Here is a 22,052-nt window from a genome sequence, read left to right as displayed (position 1 = left end):
GGCGGGGCAGCTGCTGGTTTCGGGGTACTCGCCAGCCGCACCGGCTCGCTGTCGCGCTTCACCAGATCGGTCGGGGCAAGGAATGCGCGCGCGCAGCTTGTCTCGCCAAAGAACGGCTCGCCGATAAAGGCACCGGAGGGCGGGATGGCAACAAGGGAAACCGGGTTGAACCCGTGCGTCTGCGCAAATTCCTCGGCTTCGGCAAGGATATCGCGCGCACAGATCGCCACCAGCGCATGATCGCCTTCGACCCCGTAATCATAGGCCAGCTCATGCAGCGCATAGGGCGTCAACCCCTCGATCTCGGCCTCGATCTGCAGCCGCCGGGCCTCATCGGTGGGGCCGGGGGCCATGACCGTGGCATAGCGCACTTCGCCTGCAGGCATGATGAGCTTGCTGCGCACACCGTCGGGTGCCAGCCCCTCGGCCTGCAGGCGCAACTGCCTCAGCGCGCCGTCCAGATCGGCGGAGTCAAAACGGATCGAACCTGTCAGAACCCAGCCCGAGGCCGCGCGTTGCAGGATCTCCAGGCCGTCATGCGACAGCTTAAGGGCAAAATTCGGTTTCATACGGCGCGTTTACCACAAGCCACTGATCAACAACGAGTCCGAGACTCGGGTGGAGCCATCCCTATAGCATGAATCCGCCGATGCAAAGAAAAAGCCCGGCAGTGATGCTGCCGGGCCACGGTTTGTTGATGAGCGCGTGTTCACGAACCGGCCTTTGCCAGCGCCTGATCCAGATCGGCGATCAGATCGTCGGCATCCTCGATGCCAATGGACAGGCGCACCACATTCGGCGCAGCCCCGGCGGCTGTCTGCTGCTCGGCCGTGAGCTGGCGGTGCGTGGTGCTGGCCGAATGGATGATCAGCGAGCGGGTATCGCCCAGATTGGCGACATGGCTGAACAGTTCAAGCGAATCGACCAGCTTGATGCAGGCCTCATACCCGCCCTTCAGCGCCACCGTGAACAGCGCGCCCGCGCCCTTGGGATACAGCGCCTTTGCCCGGTCATGCCAGGGCGACGAGGGCAGGCCCGCATAGGTCACCGCTTCGATGCGCGGATCGGCTTCAAGCCAGGCAGCGATCTTTTGGGCGTTCTCCACATGGCGCTGCATCCGCAGGCTGAGGGTTTCGATGCCCATCAGCGTGTAGTGCGCCGCCTGCGGGTTCAGCGTCATCCCCAGATCGCGCAGGCCGATGGCGATGCCGTGGAAGGTGAAGGCCAGCGCGCCAAAGGTCTCATGGAACTTCAGCCCGTGATAGGCGGGCTCAGGCGCCGACAGCGAGGGGAACTTGTCATTCGCCGACCAGTCGAACGTGCCCGAATCAACCACCACGCCGCCGGTGACGGTGCCGTTGCCGGTCAGGTATTTGGTCATAGAATGCACAACCAGCGTCGCGCCCTGCTCGATCGGGCGGCACAGATAGGGGGTGGCCGTGGTGTTATCGACAATCAGCGGAATGCCGTGTTTGTCGGCAATCTTTGCGAGCGCCGGAATGTCGGTGACATAGCCGCCCGGATTGGCAATCGATTCGCAGAAGATGGCGCGGGTGTCATCGTCGATGGCGGCTTCGACCGCTGCCAGATCGTCGGTATCCGCAAATTTTGCCGACCAGCCGAAACGCCGGATCGTCTGGCTGAACTGCGTGATCGTGCCGCCATAAAGCCGGGTTGACGCAACCACATTGCGCCCCGGACCCATCAGCGGGAACAGCGCCATGATCTGCGCGCCATGCCCGGAGGAGCAACAGACAGCCCCCGCGCCGCCCTCCAGCGTTGCTACACGCTCCTGCAGCGCGGCGACGGTGGGGTTGGTCAGGCGCGAATAGATATAGCCAACCTCCTGAAGATTGAACAAGGCGGCCGCATGATCGGCATCGCGGAACACATAGGCGGTGGTCTGGTAAATGGGCACCTGCCGCGCGCCGGTGGCCGGATCTGGCCGGGCGCCGGCGTGAATTTGCAGGGTGTCGAAACCATAGCTGCGGGTCATGAAGCCTCTCCCTTTCGTCATTTCGGCGCGACGCTACGGCAAACCGCAGGGGCGCACAATGTCCACGTTGAACCTTCGCGCCAGCGCCCTTTTGCCTTGCCGCTGCCCTTGCCGTTGCTTGCAGGCCTGCGCCGATCTGGTATGCGCAACCCATGCCATTCCTGCGGGGCGCTTGGTGCCCTGACCGCAGCGGTCTCACCGCACGGCCCGCCATCCGAAAGGGAGCCCATGACCGACACCATGCGCCTTGAAGACCGCGAGGCGATCCGCGATTGCCTTTACCGCTATTGCCGGGGAATAGACCGCGCCGACGAAGCCGCGCTGCGTTCCGGCTACTGGCCTGATGCCACGGACCAGCACGGCGCAACCTCCGGCCCCGTCGAGGGGTTTTTCGAGCGGGTGCGCGGTGCATGGGCGCGCGGGGCGCGCAATGTGCATCAGGTGTCCAATGTGCTGATCGCGTTTCAGGGCGCCGACCGGGCGGCTGTTGAAAGTTACTTCAACGCCCTGCAGCGCGGCCCGGGGCCGGATGGGGTGGACCGGCAGGTTCATCTGGCGGGGCGCTATTGCGACCTGTTCGACCGCCGCGCGGGGGAATGGCGGGTGGCAAAGCGGGTAGTGGTCTATGACTGGGTTGATCACCAGCAGCCCTTCGCGGGCGATGAGGCCGGGCGCTTCGGCCTTCGCCAGCCCATCGGCGGGGTGTTTCCCGATGATCCGGTCTACCGGATCGGCGAGGGCGAAACGGGCTGACCTTTCCTGCGTCAGGGCGCCCGGGGATTGCCGACAGAAAACGGGAAGGTGAGTTGCAGATAAAGAAAAGACCAACGCCAATGCAGTGATTGACGCAGGCTTGTTGCCTCCACTAGCATCTGTTGCTGACCGAATGGTCGGTCACCGCTGAGGTCAGCGGGACCGGCCAGACCGGATCAGCGAAGAGCCGGAGGCCGGGAAACCAGCGGCCCCCCGAAGTGGAGGAGGAGGAGAGACCATGATGAAATTTACCAGACGTGCGGCCCTTGCCGGATGTGTCGCGGCTTCGGTGGTGCTGAGCGCGCCGGTTGCCAGCCTTGCGCAATCAAGCGAGCCGATCACCATTGTTGTGCCCTATGCGGGCGGCGGCACTATCGATGCCCTTGTGCGGATGCTGGCCGATGGCATGTCCACCGAACTGGGCCAGCCCGTGATCGTCGAGAACCGCCCCGGCGCTAACGGCATCGTCGGCGCGCAATACGTGGCCCGTTCGGCGCCTGATGGCCTGACCCTTCTGTCCGGCGGGACGGGTCCGGTGTCGCTGAACACGCTTCTGCGCCCGGACCTGCCCTATACGCTCGACAGCTTCGATTCGGTCGCCATGCTGTTCGAGGGTTCGCTGTCGATCACCGTGCCCAGCGTGCTTGAGGTTGAAACGCTGGAGGAATTCGTCGAATTCGCCCGCAACGCCGGGCGGCCGATGCGCTACGGCACATTGGGGCCGGGCAGCGTGACGCATCTTTACGGGCTGATGATGTCGGGGGCGTTTGGCTTTGACGTGGTTGATGTCGCCTATCGCAACAACCCCTCGTCGCTGGTGGACCTGATCGCCGGTCAGGCCGAGATCAGCAACGCCACCCCCCTTGCGCTGGTCGAGCATCAGCGCGCCGGTGATGTGCGCATTCTGGCGCTGACTACCGAAGAGCGGGATCCGAACTTCCCCGATATCCCCTCGATCGTCGAACTGGGCCACCCGGAACTGGTCGCCTCGTTCTGGACGGCGCTGCACGCGCCCGCAGGCACCCCGCCCGAGGCAATCGAGCGCCTTTCGGCGGCTGCGATCAAGGCGATGGAGAACCCGGCGCTGCTGGAGATCCTCGGCAACAGCGGCATGATCGACCGCGCAGGCGGGCCTGACGTGCTGGACGCCCAGCTTCAGCGCGATCAGGAATCCTGGGGCGCGGTTGTGCGCGAGCATGGCATCGTTCTGACCGACTGACCGCCACTGCGCCACGGTCCTTTCAGGGGCCGTGGCCGACACCCGCCTGCATCAACAGGTTCACATCAGCGTTTGGCCAGCCCGCGCAGGATCGTGTCAAAGTAGATCGAGGCAATCTCCTGCGGGGTCTTGGGTTTTTCGGGATTGTACCATTTGTACATCCAGTTCAGCGACGACAGGATCAGCCGGCCGGTCATCGGAACATCCATCGCATCGAATTCGCCGTTATCGATCCCCTCCTGCAGCAGGGCCCGCAGGCGCCGCTCGAAGCTGTCGCGCCGTTCCATCCGTGAGTTGCGGTGCACGATGTCATTGCCCGCCCAGAAGGCGGTGGTGGCCGCGATCCACGCCCAGCGGTGCTTGTCGAAGAATTCGGCGGTGGCGATCATGAAGGCCCGCACCTTTTCGCTGGCAGGGCCGTCAGCCGGGATGCGCTCTTCGACATGATCATAAAGCGACACGGTCGCGTTAAATGCGATGTGGCGGTAGAGATCTTCCTTGTTGGCGAAGTGGTGATAGAGCAGCGATTTGGAAATCTCGCAGGCCTCGGCCACATCGCGCATCGAGGTTCCGTCGAAACCGCGTGTCGCGAACAACTCAGAGGCAACGGCGACAATGCGCTGAAACTTCTCGGTCTGAACCGGTTTCTCTTCTTTCTGTGCGCTCATTGCCCTGCCTTCCATGCTCAATCCTGCACTTGTGTAGGGGCTGACCGAACGGTAGGTCAAGCGCCAAGGCCGCATCTCAACGTCATTTCGGAGGCCCGCATGCAATCGCCTGAAATCACGCCACTCAGCACCGATCGCGCCCAACTGGGGGAATCCCCTGTCTGGGATGCGGCGGCGGGTGTGCTGATCTGGATCGACAGCCGCACCGGCACGCTGTTCGAAACTGACGCGGCCACCGGACAGACGCGCAGCCACCCCCTTCCCGCGCCCGTAGGTTCGGTCGCGCTGGCGCGGGGTAACATGCTGGTCGCGGCATTGCGCGGGGCTGTGGTACTGGTGGACCGCGCCACGGGGCAGTTGCGCGAACTGGCGCAAACCGGCGTGAACCATCCGGATGTGCGGCTCAATGACGGCAAGGCCGATCCGGACGGCGCCTTTGTCACCGGCACGATGCATATCAACCGCGCGGCAGGGCAGGCGCCGCTGGGCGGGCTTTACCGCCTGTCGCCGACGGGCGTGCTGAGCGTGCTGGACACCGGGATCGGCGTCAGCAACGGGCCGGCCTTCACCCCGGATGGCCGGGGCTTCTATCTGGCCGACAGCGCCGCGCGCAGGATCTGGCACTACCGCCGGGCGCGCGACGGCAGCCTGCAGGGCAAAACCCTGTTCGCCGATACGCAGGCGCTGGGCTCGGCCCCGGATGGCGCGGCGCTTGATACCGGCGGCGGGCTGTGGGTGGCGATGGTGCATATCGGCGCCGTGCTGCGCTTTGATCCGCAGGGCCGGGTGGACCGCCGGATTGACCTGCCCTTGCCGCACCCGACCAGCCTTGCCTTTGGCGGCCCTGACCTGCGCGATCTCTTCGTCACCAGCATCCGCGACAGCGGGCGCATCAGCAGCGATGCGCCGCTGTCGGGCGGGGTGCTCAGGCTTCGCGGGCTGGGGGTTCAGGGCGCGCCGGTGTTCACCGCCGCTTTTGGCTGAACTCAGCCGGTTGCCCGGCGCCGCGCCGCGCGGACCGGCGCGCGGTCAGCGATGAAATCCAGAAACAGCCTGATCTTGACCGGCACATGCGCGGTTTCCAGATAGGTGGCGAAAATCCCCTCTTCATAGGTGGTGTTGGTGATCCGGTATTGCGGCAGCAACCGCACCAGCCGCCCCGATTTCAGATCCTGCGCCACGGTGTAATCGTCCAGCAGCGCGATGCCGTGACCCTTTTGCGCAAGCTCCAGCAAGACCTGCCCGTTGTTCGATGTCAGCACCGCGGGCACCAGCACCTCGCCGATCTCTCCCTCATGCAGGAAACGCCAATACACCTCGTCGGTGCCCAGCCAATAGGTCAGGCAACGGTGGTGCGGCAGGTCTTGCGGGGTTTCCAGCGCGGGCATGTCGGCGACATAGGCGGGCGCCGCGACCATATAGCGCTCGCTGCTGAAAAGCTTGCGGCGGATCAGCCCGGCCTCCTGCGGGGGGGCGATGCGGAAATCAATGTCGATGCCGGATTCGCGCAGGCTCACCGCCCGCTCGGACAGGTGCAGCTCCACCTTCAGGTCAGGATACAGCGCGCGGAATTCCGGCAGGGCAGGGGCCACCACACCCAGCCCAAACATATGCCGCGAATTGACCCTGAGTGTGCCTGAAGGCTGGGTCTGCATCGCCCGCACCCGTGCCTGCGCCTCGGTGATGCTGGAAAGGATGGTGCGGGCGCTGCGCAGATATTCCTCGCCCGCCTCGGTCAGGTTCAGATGGCGGGTGCTGCGATGGATCAGGGCAACGCCCAGATCCTCCTCCAGCTCGGTGATATGGCGGGAGACCGAGGTGGGCGACAGCCCCGCCTTGCGCCCCGCCGCCGAGAAACTCCCCTCATCGACAGCGCTCACCAACAGGTCCATCGCGCGCAGTCTGTCCATGTCACTTACCCGGAATATGAAAAGCTGAGCGACATAATAGCATTATTCCAAACACTGGCGCAACAATCTACCCTGATTCACAGGAGCAGGTGCCGCAAGGCCGCGCCTGAAACGGAAAACGGAGGAAAAACATGGAATTCGGTGTCTTTATTCTGGCGCAGCAGCGTGGCTACCATCAGGATTCGGGCGATGTGATCGCCAACTCGGTTGAACAGACGGTCATGGCGGAACAGGCGGGTTTCAATGCCGCATGGTATGCCGAGCACCATTTCAACAACTACAGCCTTTCGCCTTCGCCGCTGATGATGGTGGCGCATTGCGCGGCGAAAACCAGCCGTATCCGGCTGGGTTCGGCCGTCTGCATCCTGCCGCTCTATCACCCCGCGCGCTTCCTGGCTGAGGTGGGGCTGGTGGATACGCTGTCGAACGGGCGGCTGAATCTGGGCATCGGCTCAGGCTATCAGGAGTTTGAGTTCGAGCGCTTTGGCACCAGTCTGGCCGATGCAGGCAAGATCTTTGCCGAGTATATGGACATCATCCCGCAAGCGCTGACCCAGAAAACCTTTTCTTATGACGGTCAGTATCTGAAAATTCCGCCCTCCTCGATCGCGGTGCGCTGCGTGCAAAGCCCGATGCCGCCGATCTGGGTAACCACCGGCAACCCGAAGGTGCGCGAACGCGCCATGCGTGAGGGGCATAACCTGTTTGTCACCGCGCTTCTGGGCGGTAAGGATGCGCTGCACGGGCTGCGCGCCAAGCTTGATGAATCGGCCGCGAATGTCGGCAAGCCGCTGGATCAGACCAAGGTCGGCTTTCTGCGCATCGGCTATGCCAGCGACAACAAGGCCGAGATCGACTCCTATCTGGACAGCGCCCGCTTCGCCCGCCGCCTGTCAGAAAGCCTGCGCGACCGTCGCCAGCAAACCGATGACGGCTATCTGATGCGGGAGGTGCCGCTGGCGGAGGAAATGTCGCTGGATGAGATGCGCGCCAATGTGCCGGTGGGCAGCGTCAATCAGGTGATCGACCAGCTGCTGGAAGAGATCGAGATCCTCAAGCCGCAGCATATCGCGCTGCAGACCCAGTTGGGCGATTTCGACCAGAAGACCATGCTCAAGCAGATCGAAGTCTGGGGCGACCGCATCATCCCGGCGATCCGCAAGGAGCTGGGCCTCAAGGCGGCGGCCTGATCCGATGCGCGTGGTTCTCAGCGCAGCAGGGGTCGTCCGTCTGGAAGAGGTGGCGGATTTCAAGCGCCTCTCCCTCGTGATCGAACCGCAACCAGAAGCCGCCGCAAGGCGGCTTCTGTCCACCATCGCCCGGCCTGAGGGCGAGGATCATGCATGGCTGCATCCTGAGGTTCTGCGCGCCCTTGCCGGGCGCTGCGATGCGCCATGGCTGGACGGCCTTCAGGCGATGGCCGATTTCGCCCGCTCGCGCGGCTGGACAAATGCCGAGGGCGCGCTGCGGGTGCATATCGAGCGCCCGGAACCGGCGCAGACCGCCAGCATCGAGGCCTTCAAAGCCGCCATGCGCAATCTGGCCGGGGCCGTCTCAGTTCTGGCAACGGGGCAGGGCGCACAGCGCTTTGGCATGACCGTGTCGTCGCTCACCGCGCTTTGTGCCGAGCCGCCCTGCCTGCTGGTCTGCGTCAACCGCAATGCCCGCGCGCATGACCCGCTTCTGGAAAACCGCAGCTTCAGCCTGAGCATTCTCGCTGACGGGCAGGACGCCATCGCCCGCCGCTTTGCCGGGATGGACGCAAACGCGGGCGCTGCCCGCTTCACCGATCCGGACTGGCAGACGGGCCGCACCGGCGCGCCGGTGCTGGCGAGCGCGATTGCCTCGTTCGATTGCCAGTTGGTGTCACAGCAGGCGGTGGGCACGCATTCGCTGCTGATCGGTCAGATTGTCCATTGCGAGGCGCGCGAAGCCCTGCCGCTGGTCAATTTCCGGGGCCGCATGCAGGCGCTTGCCGCAAGCTGAAAGCTACCCGGTCAGGGAAGGGGGCAGGCACTGGCGCCTGCCCCTTTTTTCATGCCGGTTTCTGGAACCAGCGCCGCAGCCGTAGCCGCAGTGCCGACCATCCCGCCCAAAGCACCAGCGCAGCCGAACAGGTGACGAAGGTGGCACTGATCGGGCGTTCGATGAAGCTGGCGAACGAGCCGCCGGTGACGACCATCGCGCGGCGGAAATGCTCTTCCAGCAGCGGGCCCAGCACAAAGCCCAGCAGCAGCGGGGCGGCATCGAACCAGAACCGCTTCATCCCGTAGCCCAGTACGCCAAAGGCCAGCAGCACGAAGATATCAAAGACCTGAAAGCTGACGCTGTAGATGCCGACACAGATAAAGGCCACGATCACCGGGAACAGCAGATGATACGGCACCGCCAGCAGCTTCAGCCAGACCCCCACCAGCGGGATGTTCAGCAGCACCAGAAAGATGCTGCCGATCAGAAAGCTGACGACCAGCCCCCAGAACAGATCGGGTGATCCGGCGATCAGATTCGGCCCGGGCAGGATGCCATGCACCATGATGACACCCAGAATCATCGCCATCACCGCATCGCCCGGAATCCCCAAGCTCAGCGTGGGAATGAACGCGGTCTGCACAGCGGCGTTGTTGGCGGCCTCGGGGGCGGCTACGCCCTCGATCGCGCCTTCGCCGAATTCCTCAGGGTGTTTGCTGATCCGCTTCTCCAGCGCGTAGGACATGAAGGTCGCCACCAGCCCGCCGGTGCCCGGCAGCGCCCCGAAGAACGAGCCGATGCCGGTGCCGCGCAGCATCGGCATGGCCGAGCGGCGCCATTGTTCGCGCGTGGGCAGCATCGAGCGCAGGCTGATCTTCTGGCTTGAAATGCTGGTGTCCTGCTTCTTGCCCGCATTCGACAGAATCTCGGGCAGTCCGAACAGGCCGATAGCGATGGCCACCAGCGACAGCCCGTCATAAAGACGTGGCTCGCCGAAGGTGAAGCGCGCATTGCCGCTGTTCAGATCAATCCCCACCAGCCCCAGCGCCACGCCAAGGCAGACCATGGCCAGGGCCCGCAACGGGCTGCCGTTGGTCAGCATCGAGGCCGCGACAAGTCCGAACAGCATGAGTGAGAAATACTCCTGCGGGCCGAAACGCATGGCCATGCCCGCCAGCGGCACCGAAAAGGCCGCCAGCATGATCACCCCCACGAAACTGCCCACGAACGAGGCAATGGCGGTGATGAACAGCGCCACCCCGGCCTGCCCCTTGCGCGCCATCGGGTAGCCGTCGATGGCGGTCACCGCGCTGGTGGCCGTGCCCGGCAGGTTCAGCAGGATAGAGGCGGTGGAGCCCCCGAATGCCGCGCCATAATAGATGCCTGCCAGCATGATCACCGCAAAGCTGGGCGCGATGTGGTAGGTCAGCGGCATCAGCATGGCCAGCGTCGCCATGGTGCCCAGACCGGGCAGAACGCCCACCACCATGCCCAGCGTCACGCCCAGCAGGCAATACATCAGCCCCTCGGGCGAGGTGGCCACGCTCAGGCCCAGAAGGATGTTGTCGAAGAAAATGTTCATTTGAACGGCACCATCTGCAGGCCCAGCCCCAGCCGGAAGATCAGGTAGCAGGCGATTGCGGTTGCCGCGGCCAGCACCAGCACCGCCAGCGGCCGTCGCCGCATGCCGGGATCAGCCAGCGCGGCCAGAACCACGGTGACGGCAATCGCCGGGATCAGCCCGCGCGATTCAATCAGCAGGGCAAAGGCAGAAAAGGCGGCGATGAGCAGAATGAAGGCGACGGGCTGCACCTTGTCGGCTTCGTTCCCGGTCAGACCCACCGGCGCGGCCAGCGGTGAGGCGATGGCCAGCCCCAGAAGCACCAGTCCGATACCAAGGGCGCGTGGAAAGAAACCCGGGCCCATCTGGCGCAGGCTGCCCAGCGAATAACCAGCGCTTTCAATCAGGATGAAAACCCCGACAAGCGCGACGGAGAGGCCCGCGACAATGTCGGGCCAACGGGTTTGACAGTAGCGAAACAACGGCTCCTCCCGGGTCGCGTGGCACCGCGCGCGGCAAGAAAGGGGGCGCGGATTTCCGGGCACAGTGGCCCAGACCGACCGTTCAGTCAACAGCAGAGTCGCCGCCGTTTTCCCTGCTCTCGCACAGAAAAGTGTCCTGCGTCGCGCAGATCTGCCCCGGGGCATTCCGCCTTCAACCTATGCGCGAAATCTCTCGCGCAGCGGCGTTCCGGGCTTCAGCGCAGCATCCCCGCAAGGCGCGCCTGCAACCCCTGCAGCGCGGGCAGAAAGGCGCGGGCCAGCCCCGCAGCCGGCATATCAAAGGCTGAGACACCGATATTGATCGCCGCCACCGTCTGCCCGCGCGTGTTCAGCAGCGGAAGGGCAATCGAACACAGGCCGCTCTCCACTTCCTGATCAATGATCGCAAAACCCTGATCGCGCACCTGCGCAAGCTGAAGCAGGATGTCCTGCGGGGCGGTAACGGTATGCGCGGTGCGCGCGGGCAGGAGGGCAGGGCCAAGGATGGCGCGTGCCTCGTCTTCCGGAAGGGCAGCCAGCAGCACCCGGCCCATCGACGTGCAATAGGCGGGCAGCCGCGATCCGGGCATCAGCGCGATCGAGATCACCTTGCGCTGCGCGGCCCGCGCCACATAGACAATCTCATCCCCGTCAAGGATCGACACCGAAGAGCTTTGGCCGATCCGCTCGGACAGATCATCCAGCAGCGGCTGCACGATCTGCGGCAGCGGCATGGTGGCCAGACAGGCGGTGCCAAGCCGCAGCACGCGCGGGGTCAGGGTGAAGAACTTGCCGTCATAATCGGCATAGCCATGATGCGCGAGGGTCAGCAGGCAGCGCCGCGCCGTCGCCCGGTCCAGCCCCGAACGCACCGCCACCTCGGTGATGGACTGGCGCGGGCGCTCGGCGCTGAAGGTTTCAATCGCCGCCAGCCCCTTTGCCAGCCCGCCCATGAGATCGCGCTCGCTGATCATGCTGTTTCCGTTTGTGCGATATGTCAACAAATTACGCATATCGCACAACTCCGCTGGACGCAACCGGCGGAGGCTTCTATCCCTGCCCCGAAGGCGGCGCGGCCCGCCGACAGGAGGAATGCTATGGACAAGACTTTGCCCGATCTGGCCAGCGCCGTCGCCGGGATCGAAGACGGCATGACCGTCATGATCGGCGGCTTCGGTGGCTCAGGCGCACCGATCGAACTGATCCACGCGCTGATCGCGCGCTACCTTGCCACCGGCCATCCCAAGGGGCTGACGGTGGTGAACAACAACGCCGGTAACGGCCATGTCGGCCTTGCAGCGCTGATCGAGCAGGGGATGGTGGCGAAGCTGATCTGTTCCTTCCCGCGCTCGGCGGACCCGGTGGTATTCACCGAGGCATATCTCGCCGGAAAGATCGAACTGGAGCTGGTGCCGCAAGGCACGCTGGCCGAACGTATCCGGGCCGGGGGTGCGGGCATTCCCGCCTTTTACACGCCCACCAGCTACGGCACCGATCTGGCCAAGGGCAAGCCGGTGGCCGAATTTGACGGTCGCTCCTATGTGCAGGAACGCTGGCTGAAGGCCGACTATGCGCTGGTCAAGGCCCACAAGGGTGACCGGCTGGGCAACCTGACCTATCGCATGGCCGGGCGCAATTTCGGCCCGCTGATGTGCACCGCTGCTACCACCACCATCGTGCAGGTCTCGCAACTGCTGGAGCCCGGCGCGCTTGATCCGGAAGCCGTGGTCACGCCCGGCATTTTCGTGCAGGGCGTTGTCGAAGTGACCGACCCCGCGCAGGAAGAAGCCCTCAACCGCGCCAAGGCGGTTTACCCGGAGGTGGCGCAATGAATGCCCGACTGACCCCCACGCAGATGGCCTGGCGCGCGGCGCAGGACATCGCGGATGGCGCCTATGTCAACCTCGGCATCGGCCTGCCCGAAATGGTGGCAAAGTTTCAGCCACCCGGGCGCGAGGCGATCTTTCACACCGAAAACGGCATCCTTGGCTTCGGCAAGGCGCCGGAGCCGGGGCAGGAAGACTGGGATCTGATCAACGCAGGCAAGAAGGCCGTCACCATCAAGCCCGGCACCGCCTTTTTCCACCATGCCGACAGCTTTGCCATGGTGCGCGGCGGTCATCTGGATGTGGCGATTCTGGGCGCCTATCAGGTGGCGGAAAAGGGCGACCTAGCGAACTGGTCCACCGGACCCAAGGGCGTGCCTGCCGTGGGCGGCGCGATGGATCTGGTCCATGGCGCGAAACAGGTGGCGGTGATCACCGAACACACCACCAAGGACGGCAAGCCAAAGCTGCTGGAGGCCTGCACCCTGCCGCTGACCGGCGTTGGCTGTGTCACGCGGGTCTATACCAATCTTGCGGTCATTGATATCGAGGGCGGGCGCTTCATCCTGCGCGAGAAACTGGCCGCGCTCTCGCTCGATGAACTGCAATCGCTGACCGGGGCCAGACTGCACACCGACGGTGCGGTGGCCGATATCAATGCGCCTGAGGTATGACATGAACGACGTTTTCATCTGCGACTACATCCGCACCCCCATCGGCCGCTACGGCGGAAGCCTGTCCATGGTGCGCACCGACGATCTGGCGGCTGAACCCCTGCGCGCGCTGATGGCGCGCAACCCGGGCATTGATTGGGAAGCCGTCGATGACGCCATCTATGGCTGCGCCAATCAGGCCGGTGAGGATAACCGCAATGTGGCGCGCATGGCGGTGCTGCTGGCCGGTCTGCCGCTTGCCATTCCCGGCAGCACCATCAACCGGCTCTGTGGGTCGGGCATGGATGCCGTTCTGACCGCCGCGCGCCAGATTGCCGCCGGTCAGGCCGATCTGATGATCGCGGGCGGGGTGGAAAGCATGTCGCGCGCGCCGTTTGTCATGGGCAAGGCCGACAGCGCATTCAGCCGCAAGGCCGAGGTGTTCGATACCACCATCGGCTGGCGTTTCGTGAACCCGGCGATGGAAAAGGCCTATGGCACCGATTCCATGCCGCAGACCGGGCAGAATGTGGCCGATGATTACGGCATCTCGCGCGACGCGCAGGATGCCATGGCGATGGCCTCGCAGGCCAAGGCCGCAGCGGCGCAGGCCAATGGGCGGCTGGCGCAGGAGATCGCGCCTGTGTCGATCCCGCAGCGCAAGGGCGATCCGGTCGTGGTGGAGCGCGACGAACACCCTCGTGCCGTGACCATCGAGGCGCTGGCAAAACTGCGCCCGCTGTTCCCCAATGGCTCGGTCACGGCGGGCAATGCCTCGGGCGTGAACGATGGTGCGGCGGCGCTGATCCTGGCGTCTGAGGCCGCCGCCAAGGCCCACGGTCTGACCCCCATCGCCCGCGTTCTTGGCGGCGCGACGGCCGGTGTGCCGCCGCGCATCATGGGCATCGGCCCGGCGCCCGCCAGCCAGAAGCTGATGGCCCGCCTTGGCCTGACGCAGGCCGATTTCGATGTGATCGAGCTGAACGAGGCCTTTGCCGCGCAAGGGCTGGCCACGCTGCGCGAACTGGGCATTCAGGATGATGACCCTCGCGTGAACCCCAATGGCGGCGCCATCGCGCTGGGGCACCCGCTGGGCATGTCCGGCGCGCGCATCACCGGCACCGCTGCGCTGGAACTGGTGCACAAGGGCGGGCGGCGGTCGCTGTCGACCATGTGTATCGGCGTCGGTCAGGGCATCGCCATCGCGCTGGAGCGCGTCTGATCAACGTCCCGCGCCGCTCCGGCGGTGCGGGGCCGCCCGGTTCAGCCCGTCGCGCTGCCCCGGGCCTGCCGCAGGCGCAGATAGCTTTGTTCAGCCTCCAGCACGAATCTGAGCATCCGCTCCCCCGCGCCCACAGCGTCGCGGCGCGTGAAGGTGTCGAGCAGGTCTTGCTGCCCGGCAACGATCACCCGGTGCGCCTGTGAATCGGTCATCGTGGCAAGGCGCACCGACTGCACCTGCGCAAGATACCGCATGATCGTCTGGCGCAACTCGCCGTTGGGCAGCGAGGCAAGCCAGGTGTTCCTGAAAATCTCGGAGGCGCGGTAGAACAGGGTGACATCCCCGGTTTCCAGCGTCTGGACGGCATCTGCCACCGCCTCGGTCATCGCCTCCAGCTGGGCGCCGGTATGGGACTGGGCGGCGAGTGCGGCGGCATGCGGTTCCAGCAGGCGGCGCAGCACGAAAATCTCCATGATCCGGGCATGGCCAAGGCTGGGCAGGGTGAAGCCACGGCTGGTGCCTTCCAGATAGCCCTCGCTGGCCAGTTGCATCAACGCCTCGCGCACCGGCATGCGCGAAACTCCCAGCTCAGTGGCGATGACGGTGTCCACCAGCCGGTCATCCGGACCGATTTCGCCATGCTGAATGCGGGTGCGAAAGCTCTGATAGATACGGGTGCGGTGGTTCTGTCGGGCCACGGACAGGAAGCTCCTGATACGGTTGAGAGACAGGATAACAGTATACAGTTTTTGATCAAGAAAAATGCATGAACGCAGGTTTTTGCCGGTAAAGCCTAATAATTGCTTTAAGTCTAAAAAATATCTCTTGATTAAAGTATACGAATTGGCACCCTTTAGAGGTGAAATATCCGATTCGGTGCATGATGACCCAAAGCTTGCTTCCCTCTGTCGCCCATCAGGCCGCCTCCCGCGTGGCGGTTCCTGCCGGTTTTGCCTTTGACCGACTGTCTGATGCCGGTTTTGTCGGGCAGTGGGCGCTGGGCTCGATGGGGCTGGAGCCTGTCGGCGACGGGGTGTTTCGCGGGTGCTCGCTCTTTGACGGCAGCGCGGCCTTTGTCGAGGTGCGGGCAGACCGCGCGCTGGGGCTGATTGATTTTCACGTCGGCACCGAGCAGGTGCGCCGCCCCCGTATTTTCATCCGCGTGACGCCTGGCGCTGTGCTGGGGCTGGATGAGGATGCGTGTCTGGTCACGCTGCACGCCCTGCGCGCCGCCGATGCACCCGATGATCGCTGGGCGCGCACCTGCCTGACCCATGAGGCCGAGATCCTGCTGATCAAGGCCCAGCTTGAAACCGCCTTTGCGGGAGCGGGCGCATGAGCGCGGGCCTTTCCCTGCGGCTGGCCGCACGCGAAGGGCGGCTGGCGGGCCCCACCGGCTCGATGGCGCCGGGGCTGGTTCAGGCCAATCTGGCGCTGATCCCCGCTGCGCTGGCGGATTCTTTTGAGGCATTCCTGAAGGCCAATCCCGCCGCCTTTCCGCTGCTCGCGCGGGGCCGTCCCGGTGATCCGTCCTTGCCGGAACTGGGCGCGGACATTGACCTGCGCAGCGATCTGCCGCGCTACCGGGTGTTCCGCCATGGCGAGGTGGTGGCTGACCCGGTGGATATCACCGACCTCTGGCGCGATGATCTGGTGGCCTTTGCCATCGGCTGCTCGCTGACATTCGAGGCGGCGCTGGTGGCGGGCGGTGTGGCGCTGCGCTGCCATGCGCCGGGCAAGACCTGCTCAGCCTTTGATACCAGCCTGCCGATGCAGGCGGTGGGGCCGTTCGGCGGCACTCTGGTCGTGTCAATGCGCGCTGTCCGCAGCGAACAGGTGTCGCTGGCCACTGCCATCACCCGCGCCCACCCCATGGCACATGGCGCGCCGGTTCATGCCGGTGACCCGCAGGCGATCGGCGTGGACCTGCAGCGCCCGATCGACGGCATCGGGCTGAGCGATATCCAGCCCGGCGAGGTGCCGGTGTTCTGGGCCTGCGGCGTGTCGCTGGAGCGCGCCATTGCCCATGCCGCGCCTGATCTGGCGATCACCCATGCGCCGGGGCACATGCTCATCACCGATTTTGCCGCCAGCACGCTGCAGAATGCCTAATAAAAACAGGGAGACGACAATCATGAAACTGAACCGCCGTTCCATCATCGGGGCCGTCACCGGCCTTGCACTGGGCCTGACGGCCCTTCCGTCGCTGGCGCAGGATGTGTTGCGCGTCGGTGCCTATCCCGCCAACCCGCCCTGGCAGAACCGCACCGAGACGGGCACGTTCGAGGGGTTCGAGGTGGATATCGTCAACGAGATTGCCGCCCGTATGGGCACCACTGCCGACATCGAGGGCTATGATTTCCGCGCGCTCTTCGTCGCCACAGCCTCGGGCCGGGTGGATATGGTGATCTCGTCGCTGACCATCACTGACGAGCGCCTTGAATCGCAAAGCTTCACCCAGCCTTATGTCGAAGGGGCCATGGGGATCGGCGTGCGCGAAGGCAGCGATATCCGCAGCCTTGAGGACCTGCGCGGGCGGCGGGTTGGCACCATCGCAACCTCATTCCCCGAGCGCTGGCTGAACGAGCGCGCCGAGGAGATCGGCTTTGCCTCGAACAACACCTATGACAACACCGCGAACATGATCACCGACCTGATGACCGGGCGGGTTGAGGCCGTGGTGAATGACGTGGTGGGCCTGCGCTATGCCTTCACCCAGATGCAGGGGCTGGAGGTCAGCCACGAGATTGTCACGGGTGAGCGTTTTGCGATGATGATGGCCAAGGACTCGCCGCTGCTGGAGCAGGTCAACGACATCATCAGCGAGATGAAGACGGACGGCACCATGGCCGAACTCTATGAGCGCTGGCTGGGTTCGCCCCCGCCCGCAGACGGGCTGACTGTCACGCCGCTGCCGATCCCCACGCCGGGCGACAACTGATCTGACGGGGGCGCCCCCGCGCCCCCGCTTCCTGCCGCCAAAGGGCCGCGAGAGGGTAGTGCGCCGATGAACGCGATCGACATCTTCTTCAATACCAGCGTACTGGCGCGGGCCTTTCCCATGCTGCTGCGCGGGCTTTGGTACACGCTGGCGCTGGGGGCCACGGCGATCATTCTGGGCTCGTTGCTGGGGGTGCTGATCTGCATCATCCGGCTTTATGCGCCCAAACCCCTGCGGCTGCTGGCCGTGCTCTATATTGATCTGGTGCGCGCCATCCCGGTGCTGGTGTTGCTGATCCTGATCTACTACGCGCTGCCCTTTGCCGGAATCACGCTGACATCCTTCACCGCCGCCGCAACGGCGCTGGTGATGGTGCTGGCGGCCTTTACTGCCGAGGTGGTGCGCGCCGGTATTCAGGCCATTCCCAAGGGCCAGTTCGAGGCCGCCGATGCGCTGGGGCTGGGCTTCTGGCTGACCATGCGCAAGGTGATCCTGCCGCAGGCCTTCCGCATCGTCATTCCGCCGCATGCTTCCAACTGCGTGTCGGTGATGAAGGACACGGCGCTGGCCTCGGTGGTGGCGTCATCCGACCTGCTGAAACAGGCGACCGACGCGCAGGCGCTGTTCGCCAACCCCACGCCGCTGATCGGCGCGGCGCTGATGTATATCGCCGTTCTCTGGCCGCTCGTGCGGCTGACCAACTGGCTCGAGGTGCGCAGCCAGCGCGCCTATACCCGCTGACCCCCAACCAACGAGGCTATCATGAAACATCTGAATAAAACCCTTCCCGCCATGGCGCTTGCCGCCGCGCTGGCAATGCCTGTCGCGGCGCAGGCGCAGGAAATCACCATCGGCCTGTCGCTGCCCGAAACCATCGAGGGCTTCGATTTCGTCAACGGCATGTACCGCACCTTTGCCGAGCAGGTTGAGGCCAATTCGGACATGACGGTGAACCTTGTCTATGGCGGCGCGCTGGGCAATCCGAATGACCGACTGGGTCAGATGCGGCGCGGCATTCTGGAGATGACCGATGCGGCGGATGGCAACTATTCCTCCATCCATTCCGACATCCAGGTGCTGAACATGCCCTACCTGTTCCCGGATGAGGCCACCGCCTGGGCGGTGCTGGACGGCCCGTTCGGTCAGGCGATGGCCGAGGAAATCCGCGAAAACACCGGCATCCGGGTGCTGGGCTGGTGGGAATCGGGCGGGTTCAAGCATTTCAGCGCCAACCGCGCCATTGAAGTGCCGGAGGATATGGCGGGGCTGAAGCTGCGCGTTCTGGGCCCCCTTGCCACCATCCCGGTGGAGGCGCTGGGCGCATCTGCCAGCCCGGTTGCCTTTGGTGAGCTTTACACCGCGCTGCGCACCGGCGTGGTTGACGGGCAGGACAACTCGGTCTCGGTCTTCAACCTGATCAACCTTTATGAGGTGCAGAGCCATCTGATCCTGTCAGGCCATACCTATGCCTTCGGCCCGCTGGGGATCTCCGACATCTTCTTTGACGGCCTGAGCGAAGAGAACCAGCAGGTGATCCTTGATGCCGCTGACGCTGCGATCGCCTTCAACCGCGAAACCTCGCGTGCGGTCGAGGCTTCGGCCATCGACTTTGCCCGTGAAGCGGGTGTCACCGTGGTTGAACTGACGCAAGAGCAGCGCAATGCCTTCCGCGATGTGATGCAGCCCGTGGCCATCGACTGGCTGCGCACCAGCATCGACACGCCCGCGCTGATCGAGGAAGCCATCGCTGCGGTCGAGGCCGCACGCTGACATGCGGGCACTGGTCGGCCTGATCCGCACCATCGAGGCAGGGCTGCGCATCGCCGCAGCCCTGTGCCTGATGGGCATGTTTGCGCTGGTCGTGGTGCAGGTGGTGCTGCGCTATACGCCCGGTGCCGTGCCGGTCTTCACCGAAGAGGTGGCGCGCTACGCGATGATCTGGATGGCGCTGCTGGCCTCGGCTGTGGCTGTGCGCGAGGGCAGCCATATCCGCATCGATCTGGTGCCGGCCGTGTTGCAGGCGCTGGTGCCATGGCTGGGCCGGGCGCTGGAATTCGTGCTGGATACCATCGCGCTGGGGGTCTTTCTGGTGCTGTTCTGGCAGGGCCTTGACATGGTCCAGTTCGCCGCCGCGCAACGCAGCGAAGGGCTTCAGATTTCGCTGGCATGGCCCTATGCCGCCGTGCCCATCGCCTTCGCCTTCGCCAGCCTTTTCGCGCTGGGACGTCTTTTTTTGCGGGACCGTCTGACATGACCGATACGCTTCTGGTGCTGCTCGCCAGCTTTCTGGGGCTGATGCTGATCGGCCTGCCCATTGCCTGGTCGATGATGGCCGCGATGCTGGTCTGGGTGGTGTATGACGACAAATGGCGCTTCCTGCCCATCGCCGCCGAGCGGGTGTATCAGGGCATGGATTCCTTCGTGCTGATGGCCATTCCGCTGTTCATTCTGGCCGGTGAGATGATCAATGCGGGCCGCATCACCGACCGGCTGATCCATTTCGCCAATGTCCTGTTCGGCTGGATGCGCGGCGGGCTGGCGCAGGTCAACATCGGTGCCTCGATCCTGTTTTCGGGCATCACCGGCGTGGCTTTGGGTGACATTGCCGCGCTGGGCCGGGTGTTCATTCCGGCGATGGTGAAGCAGGGCTATACCTCGGCCTATGCGGCGGCGGTCACGGCCTCATCATCCATCATCGGGCCGATGGTGCCGCCCTCGCTGGTGGCGGTGATCTACGGTTCGATGACCGGGCTTTCCATCGGCGCGCTGATGGCGGCCACACTGATACCGGGGCTGGTGATCGGGCTGGTGCAGATGGGGCTGGTGGCCGTGCAGGCGCGGGTTCACAATTATCCGCGCGTGGAAATGGACCGCTCGATGCCGGTGGTGGCAAAGGCGACGGGTGCCGCGCTGGTGCCGCTGATGATCCCGGTGATCATTCTGGCGGGCCTGCTGGGCGGGCTGATGACCCCGACCGAGGCCGGGGGCGTGGCCGCAGCCTATGCGCTGATCGTATCGGTGGTGCTTTACCGCTCGATGGGCTGGCGCGATCTGGGTGGAGTGTTCCAGCGTTCGGCGCTGTTTTCGGGCCAGCTTCTCATCATCGTCGGCTGCGGCGCGGCCTTTTCCTGGGTCATGGGCATGGAAAACGTGCCGCGCATGGTTGCAGCCCAGGTCGGCGGATGGGAGTTGGGCTATCTGGGCACGCTTCTGGTATTCAATGCGGTGCTTCTGGTGCTGGGCATGTTCATTGACCCCACCACCGTGATCATCCTTTTCGGCCCGCTTCTGTCGGCGGCGGCGACGCTCGCGGGGATCGACCCGCTGCATTTCGGGGTGATCGCCATCCTCAACCTGAACATCGGCCTGCTGACACCGCCGCTGGGTGTGTGCCTGTTCGCCGCCGAGCGGATTGCCGGTTGCGGACTGGTGCCGCTGATCCGCGCGACCCTTCCCTTCCTGCTGGTCAATCTGGCGGGACTGTTCCTGATCGCGGCGGTTCCGGGCTTCAGCCTGTGGCTGCCGGGCGTTCTGGGTTTCTGAGACAAGGATAACGAATGCTGAGCAATACGAACCACGGCGGCTATTTCCTCTATCATTCCATCGGGATGTATCCCGGCAAGGAACAGGGGCTGGCAAGCGCCATGGCGGAATACGCCGCCGCATGGTCGGCGCCCGATGACGGGCAATGGGGCTATGTTCTGGGCCGCCGGCAGGAGTTTATTGACCTCTGGCGGCAGGTGATCAACGCGCCCGAGGGCACGGTGACAACCTGCGAAAGCGTCACCGACGGGCTGCACCGGCTGATCCGCGCACTGCCCGAGGGCTTGCTGCGCGGCAAGCGGGTGCTGGTTGCCGCCGATTGCTTTCCCTCGCTGCATTTCCTGCTGGCGGGGCTGGCGCCCAGGATGGGCTTCACCCTGCACACCGTTCCGCTGAGCGCGGGAAAGGCCTGGGTGGAGGCAGAGGATTTCATCGCCCATTGGGGCCGCGATGTGGCGCTGGCGCTGATCACGCTGGTGACCTCCACCGCCTCGGCGCGGGTGGATCTGGCGCCGCTGGTCGCGCATGGCCGCGATATGGGCAGCCTGATCGGTGTGGATATCACGCAGGCCGCCGGGCTGATCCCGTTCGATGTGCAGGAACCGAAGGTGGATTTCATGCTGTCCACCAGCCTGAAATGGATGTGCGGCACCTCCGGCGCCGGGGTGCTCTATGTTGACGCGCCGCTGATCCCCACGCTGATGCCCGAAGGGCGCGGCTGGTTTTCGCAGGGCAATCCCTTTTCATGGGATCTTGACGCCTTTGATTATGCCCCCGATATCCGCCGCTTTGACGGCGGCACGCCCTCGGCACTGGCGGCCGTGGCCTCGGTGCCCGCGCTGAAATGGCATGCCGCGCAGGACCGGGAACAGATGCTGGAGCGCAATCGCCAGATGGTGGCGCGCATCATCACCCGTGCCGATGCCGTGGGTCTGCCCCTGCATTCGCCGCGCGATCCGGCGGCGCGGGGGGGCACGGTGATCCTGCGTCTGGCCGATCCTGCGGAGGCGGCGGCGATGGTGGCCGCGCTGGGGCTTGAAGGGTATGCGGTCGATTTCCGCGGCCCGCTGCTGCGGCTTTCGCCCGGTATTGTTACCCGGCCCGATGCGATTGAGGGTCTTTTCGATGCGCTGGCCGACGCGCTGAAAGACCATCGCCAGCACCCGCCTGCCTGACCTGCGCCGGCACCTCGCGCCCACCCGTGCAGCGCGCCGCCCTGTCCGGCGGCGCGCGCACCTGCTTGACCCGGCCTGACACAACTGGATAACGTAAAGTTCTGGCTTTGCGCGGGTAAAATTTGTGGCAGGCGG

Annotated in this window: 23 protein-coding genes and 1 pseudogene; 16 read left to right on the top strand and 8 right to left on the bottom strand. The window is 64.8% G+C overall.

Going from position 1 to position 22,052, the window contains the following annotated elements:
* Together V7Q53_RS11925 and V7Q53_RS11920 are read right to left on the bottom strand one after the other, a co-directional pair.
* Positions 1-569 (bottom strand): annotated as a pseudogene (locus V7Q53_RS11925) (translation initiation factor 2); the annotation flags it as partial.
* 140 nt (positions 570-709) lie between these two features.
* A complete protein-coding gene (locus tag V7Q53_RS11920) occupies positions 710-1,996 on the bottom strand; it encodes an O-acetylhomoserine aminocarboxypropyltransferase/cysteine synthase family protein (RefSeq protein WP_333828776.1) in 1,287 nt (428 codons plus the stop codon).
* A gap of 228 nt (positions 1,997-2,224) precedes the next feature.
* Between V7Q53_RS11920 and V7Q53_RS11915 the strand changes: the two genes are divergently transcribed.
* On the top strand, positions 2,225-2,749 hold the full coding sequence (locus V7Q53_RS11915; RefSeq protein WP_333828775.1) for a nuclear transport factor 2 family protein: 525 nt from the start codon (positions 2,225-2,227) through the stop codon (positions 2,747-2,749).
* A 238-nt stretch (positions 2,750-2,987) separates the two neighbouring features.
* Positions 2,988-3,968 carry a Bug family tripartite tricarboxylate transporter substrate binding protein gene (locus V7Q53_RS11910; RefSeq protein ID WP_333828774.1) on the top strand — a complete coding sequence of 327 codons (981 nt, stop codon included), beginning with the start codon at positions 2,988-2,990 and terminating at the stop codon, positions 3,966-3,968.
* 65 nt (positions 3,969-4,033) lie between these two features.
* Here the strand turns inward: V7Q53_RS11910 and V7Q53_RS11905 are convergent, their stop codons facing one another.
* On the bottom strand, positions 4,034-4,636 hold the full coding sequence (locus tag V7Q53_RS11905) for a TetR/AcrR family transcriptional regulator (RefSeq protein ID WP_333828773.1): 603 nt from the start codon (positions 4,634-4,636) through the stop codon (positions 4,034-4,036).
* A 99-nt stretch (positions 4,637-4,735) separates the two neighbouring features.
* Here V7Q53_RS11905 and V7Q53_RS11900 point away from each other — a divergent pair, with 99 nt between their 5' ends.
* Positions 4,736-5,620, top strand: a complete 885-nt coding sequence (locus V7Q53_RS11900) for an SMP-30/gluconolactonase/LRE family protein (RefSeq protein ID WP_333828772.1) — start codon at positions 4,736-4,738, stop codon at positions 5,618-5,620.
* Positions 5,621-5,622: 2 nt separating this feature from the next.
* Here V7Q53_RS11900 and V7Q53_RS11895 read toward each other — a convergent pair whose 3' ends face one another.
* Positions 5,623-6,546, bottom strand: coding sequence for a LysR family transcriptional regulator (locus V7Q53_RS11895; RefSeq protein WP_333828771.1), 924 nt, complete (start codon positions 6,544-6,546; stop codon positions 5,623-5,625).
* 131 nt (positions 6,547-6,677) lie between these two features.
* Here V7Q53_RS11895 and V7Q53_RS11890 point away from each other — a divergent pair, with 131 nt between their 5' ends.
* Both V7Q53_RS11890 and V7Q53_RS11885 read left to right on the top strand, forming a co-directional pair.
* Positions 6,678-7,736 (top strand): LLM class flavin-dependent oxidoreductase, encoded by a 1,059-nt coding sequence (locus V7Q53_RS11890; protein ID WP_333828770.1) that lies wholly within the window; start codon positions 6,678-6,680, stop codon positions 7,734-7,736.
* 4 nt (positions 7,737-7,740) lie between these two features.
* The gene (locus tag V7Q53_RS11885; protein WP_333828769.1) at positions 7,741-8,532 is read left to right on the top strand and encodes a flavin reductase family protein; all 792 of its coding nucleotides are present in this window, start codon (positions 7,741-7,743) and stop codon (positions 8,530-8,532) included.
* Between the two features lie 49 nt (positions 8,533-8,581).
* Here the strand turns inward: V7Q53_RS11885 and V7Q53_RS11880 are convergent, their stop codons facing one another.
* From V7Q53_RS11880 to V7Q53_RS11870, 3 genes are all read right to left on the bottom strand, one after another.
* Positions 8,582-10,096 carry a tripartite tricarboxylate transporter permease gene (locus V7Q53_RS11880; protein WP_333828768.1) on the bottom strand — a complete coding sequence of 505 codons (1,515 nt, stop codon included), beginning with the start codon at positions 10,094-10,096 and terminating at the stop codon, positions 8,582-8,584.
* Positions 10,093-10,557 carry a tripartite tricarboxylate transporter TctB family protein gene (locus V7Q53_RS11875; protein WP_333828767.1) on the bottom strand — a complete coding sequence of 155 codons (465 nt, stop codon included), beginning with the start codon at positions 10,555-10,557 and terminating at the stop codon, positions 10,093-10,095. Before V7Q53_RS11875 ends, V7Q53_RS11880 begins: the two co-directional genes overlap by 4 nt.
* A 215-nt stretch (positions 10,558-10,772) precedes the next feature.
* Entirely contained in the window at positions 10,773-11,531 is a 759-nt protein-coding gene (locus V7Q53_RS11870; RefSeq protein ID WP_333828766.1) for an IclR family transcriptional regulator domain-containing protein, read from the bottom strand.
* Between the two features lie 123 nt (positions 11,532-11,654).
* On the opposite strand from V7Q53_RS11870, the gene V7Q53_RS11865 reads away from it, so the two are divergent.
* Genes V7Q53_RS11865 through pcaF form a run of 3 tightly spaced genes read left to right on the top strand, consistent with a single transcriptional unit; the run spans position 11,655 to position 14,258 of the window.
* A complete protein-coding gene (locus tag V7Q53_RS11865) occupies positions 11,655-12,389 on the top strand; it encodes a 3-oxoacid CoA-transferase subunit A (RefSeq protein WP_333828765.1) in 735 nt (244 codons plus the stop codon).
* A complete protein-coding gene (locus V7Q53_RS11860) occupies positions 12,386-13,057 on the top strand; it encodes a 3-oxoacid CoA-transferase subunit B (RefSeq protein ID WP_333828764.1) in 672 nt (223 codons plus the stop codon). Before V7Q53_RS11865 ends, V7Q53_RS11860 begins: the two co-directional genes overlap by 4 nt.
* A gap of 1 nt (position 13,058) precedes the next feature.
* Complete coding sequence (gene pcaF, locus V7Q53_RS11855; protein WP_333828763.1) at positions 13,059-14,258, top strand: 3-oxoadipyl-CoA thiolase; 1,200 nt, start codon at positions 13,059-13,061, stop codon at positions 14,256-14,258.
* Positions 14,259-14,299: 41 nt separating this feature from the next.
* Here pcaF and V7Q53_RS11850 read toward each other — a convergent pair whose 3' ends face one another.
* Positions 14,300-14,956, bottom strand: a complete 657-nt coding sequence (locus V7Q53_RS11850) for a GntR family transcriptional regulator (RefSeq protein WP_333828762.1) — start codon at positions 14,954-14,956, stop codon at positions 14,300-14,302.
* A gap of 182 nt (positions 14,957-15,138) precedes the next feature.
* Between V7Q53_RS11850 and V7Q53_RS11845 the strand changes: the two genes are divergently transcribed.
* The 8 genes from V7Q53_RS11845 to V7Q53_RS11810 all read left to right on the top strand — a co-directional run bounded on the left by V7Q53_RS11845 (position 15,139) and on the right by V7Q53_RS11810 (position 21,917).
* The gene (locus V7Q53_RS11845) at positions 15,139-15,597 is read left to right on the top strand and encodes a hypothetical protein (RefSeq protein WP_333828761.1); all 459 of its coding nucleotides are present in this window, start codon (positions 15,139-15,141) and stop codon (positions 15,595-15,597) included.
* Positions 15,594-16,370, top strand: a complete 777-nt coding sequence (locus tag V7Q53_RS11840; protein ID WP_333828760.1) for a D-glutamate cyclase family protein — start codon at positions 15,594-15,596, stop codon at positions 16,368-16,370. The genes V7Q53_RS11845 and V7Q53_RS11840 overlap by 4 nt, the downstream gene beginning before the upstream one ends.
* Positions 16,371-16,392: 22 nt before the next feature.
* Complete coding sequence (locus V7Q53_RS11835) at positions 16,393-17,199, top strand: ABC transporter substrate-binding protein (RefSeq protein ID WP_333828759.1); 807 nt, start codon at positions 16,393-16,395, stop codon at positions 17,197-17,199.
* Between the two features lie 66 nt (positions 17,200-17,265).
* Positions 17,266-17,940, top strand: a complete 675-nt coding sequence (locus tag V7Q53_RS11830; RefSeq protein WP_333828758.1) for an amino acid ABC transporter permease — start codon at positions 17,266-17,268, stop codon at positions 17,938-17,940.
* Positions 17,941-17,961: 21 nt separating this feature from the next.
* Positions 17,962-18,969, top strand: coding sequence for a TRAP transporter substrate-binding protein (locus tag V7Q53_RS11825; protein ID WP_333828757.1), 1,008 nt, complete (start codon positions 17,962-17,964; stop codon positions 18,967-18,969).
* Between the two features lies 1 nt (position 18,970).
* Entirely contained in the window at positions 18,971-19,453 is a 483-nt protein-coding gene (locus tag V7Q53_RS11820; protein ID WP_333828756.1) for a TRAP transporter small permease, read from the top strand.
* A complete protein-coding gene (locus V7Q53_RS11815) occupies positions 19,450-20,742 on the top strand; it encodes a TRAP transporter large permease (RefSeq protein WP_333828755.1) in 1,293 nt (430 codons plus the stop codon). The genes V7Q53_RS11820 and V7Q53_RS11815 overlap by 4 nt, the downstream gene beginning before the upstream one ends.
* Positions 20,743-20,756: 14 nt before the next feature.
* Entirely contained in the window at positions 20,757-21,917 is a 1,161-nt protein-coding gene (locus tag V7Q53_RS11810; RefSeq protein ID WP_333828754.1) for an aminotransferase class V-fold PLP-dependent enzyme, read from the top strand.
* The last annotated feature ends 135 nt before the right edge of the window (positions 21,918-22,052 follow it).

Source organism: Pararhodobacter sp. (assembly GCF_036802785.1).
Taxonomy (GTDB): domain Bacteria; phylum Pseudomonadota; class Alphaproteobacteria; order Rhodobacterales; family Rhodobacteraceae; genus Pararhodobacter.
Note: the sequence above shows the minus strand (reverse complement) of the source record. Positions and strands in the feature narration are given on the sequence as shown.

What these genes read in the sequence shown, in the direction of transcription:
- V7Q53_RS11825 (WP_333828757.1), top strand. Translation starts at nt 17,962, where the DNA reads ATGAAACATCTGAATAAAACCCTTCCCGCCATGGCGCTTGCCGCCGCG.
- V7Q53_RS11815 (WP_333828755.1), top strand. Translation starts at nt 19,450, where the DNA reads ATGACCGATACGCTTCTGGTGCTGCTCGCCAGCTTTCTGGGGCTGATG.
- V7Q53_RS11900 (WP_333828772.1), top strand. Translation starts at nt 4,736, where the DNA reads ATGCAATCGCCTGAAATCACGCCACTCAGCACCGATCGCGCCCAACTG.
- V7Q53_RS11860 (WP_333828764.1), top strand. Translation starts at nt 12,386, where the DNA reads ATGAATGCCCGACTGACCCCCACGCAGATGGCCTGGCGCGCGGCGCAG.
- V7Q53_RS11905 (WP_333828773.1), bottom strand. Translation starts at nt 4,636, where the DNA reads ATGAGCGCACAGAAAGAAGAGAAACCGGTTCAGACCGAGAAGTTTCAG.
- V7Q53_RS11885 (WP_333828769.1), top strand. Translation starts at nt 7,741, where the DNA reads ATGCGCGTGGTTCTCAGCGCAGCAGGGGTCGTCCGTCTGGAAGAGGTG.
- V7Q53_RS11910 (WP_333828774.1), top strand. Translation starts at nt 2,988, where the DNA reads ATGATGAAATTTACCAGACGTGCGGCCCTTGCCGGATGTGTCGCGGCT.
- V7Q53_RS11820 (WP_333828756.1), top strand. Translation starts at nt 18,971, where the DNA reads ATGCGGGCACTGGTCGGCCTGATCCGCACCATCGAGGCAGGGCTGCGC.
- V7Q53_RS11895 (WP_333828771.1), bottom strand. Translation starts at nt 6,546, where the DNA reads ATGGACAGACTGCGCGCGATGGACCTGTTGGTGAGCGCTGTCGATGAG.
- V7Q53_RS11865 (WP_333828765.1), top strand. Translation starts at nt 11,655, where the DNA reads ATGGACAAGACTTTGCCCGATCTGGCCAGCGCCGTCGCCGGGATCGAA.
- V7Q53_RS11920 (WP_333828776.1), bottom strand. Translation starts at nt 1,996, where the DNA reads ATGACCCGCAGCTATGGTTTCGACACCCTGCAAATTCACGCCGGCGCC.
- V7Q53_RS11845 (WP_333828761.1), top strand. Translation starts at nt 15,139, where the DNA reads ATGATGACCCAAAGCTTGCTTCCCTCTGTCGCCCATCAGGCCGCCTCC.
- V7Q53_RS11890 (WP_333828770.1), top strand. Translation starts at nt 6,678, where the DNA reads ATGGAATTCGGTGTCTTTATTCTGGCGCAGCAGCGTGGCTACCATCAG.
- V7Q53_RS11870 (WP_333828766.1), bottom strand. Translation starts at nt 11,531, where the DNA reads ATGATCAGCGAGCGCGATCTCATGGGCGGGCTGGCAAAGGGGCTGGCG.
- V7Q53_RS11835 (WP_333828759.1), top strand. Translation starts at nt 16,393, where the DNA reads ATGAAACTGAACCGCCGTTCCATCATCGGGGCCGTCACCGGCCTTGCA.
- pcaF (WP_333828763.1), top strand. Translation starts at nt 13,059, where the DNA reads ATGAACGACGTTTTCATCTGCGACTACATCCGCACCCCCATCGGCCGC.
- V7Q53_RS11810 (WP_333828754.1), top strand. Translation starts at nt 20,757, where the DNA reads ATGCTGAGCAATACGAACCACGGCGGCTATTTCCTCTATCATTCCATC.
- V7Q53_RS11880 (WP_333828768.1), bottom strand. Translation starts at nt 10,096, where the DNA reads ATGAACATTTTCTTCGACAACATCCTTCTGGGCCTGAGCGTGGCCACC.
- V7Q53_RS11830 (WP_333828758.1), top strand. Translation starts at nt 17,266, where the DNA reads ATGAACGCGATCGACATCTTCTTCAATACCAGCGTACTGGCGCGGGCC.
- V7Q53_RS11840 (WP_333828760.1), top strand. Translation starts at nt 15,594, where the DNA reads ATGAGCGCGGGCCTTTCCCTGCGGCTGGCCGCACGCGAAGGGCGGCTG.
- V7Q53_RS11915 (WP_333828775.1), top strand. Translation starts at nt 2,225, where the DNA reads ATGACCGACACCATGCGCCTTGAAGACCGCGAGGCGATCCGCGATTGC.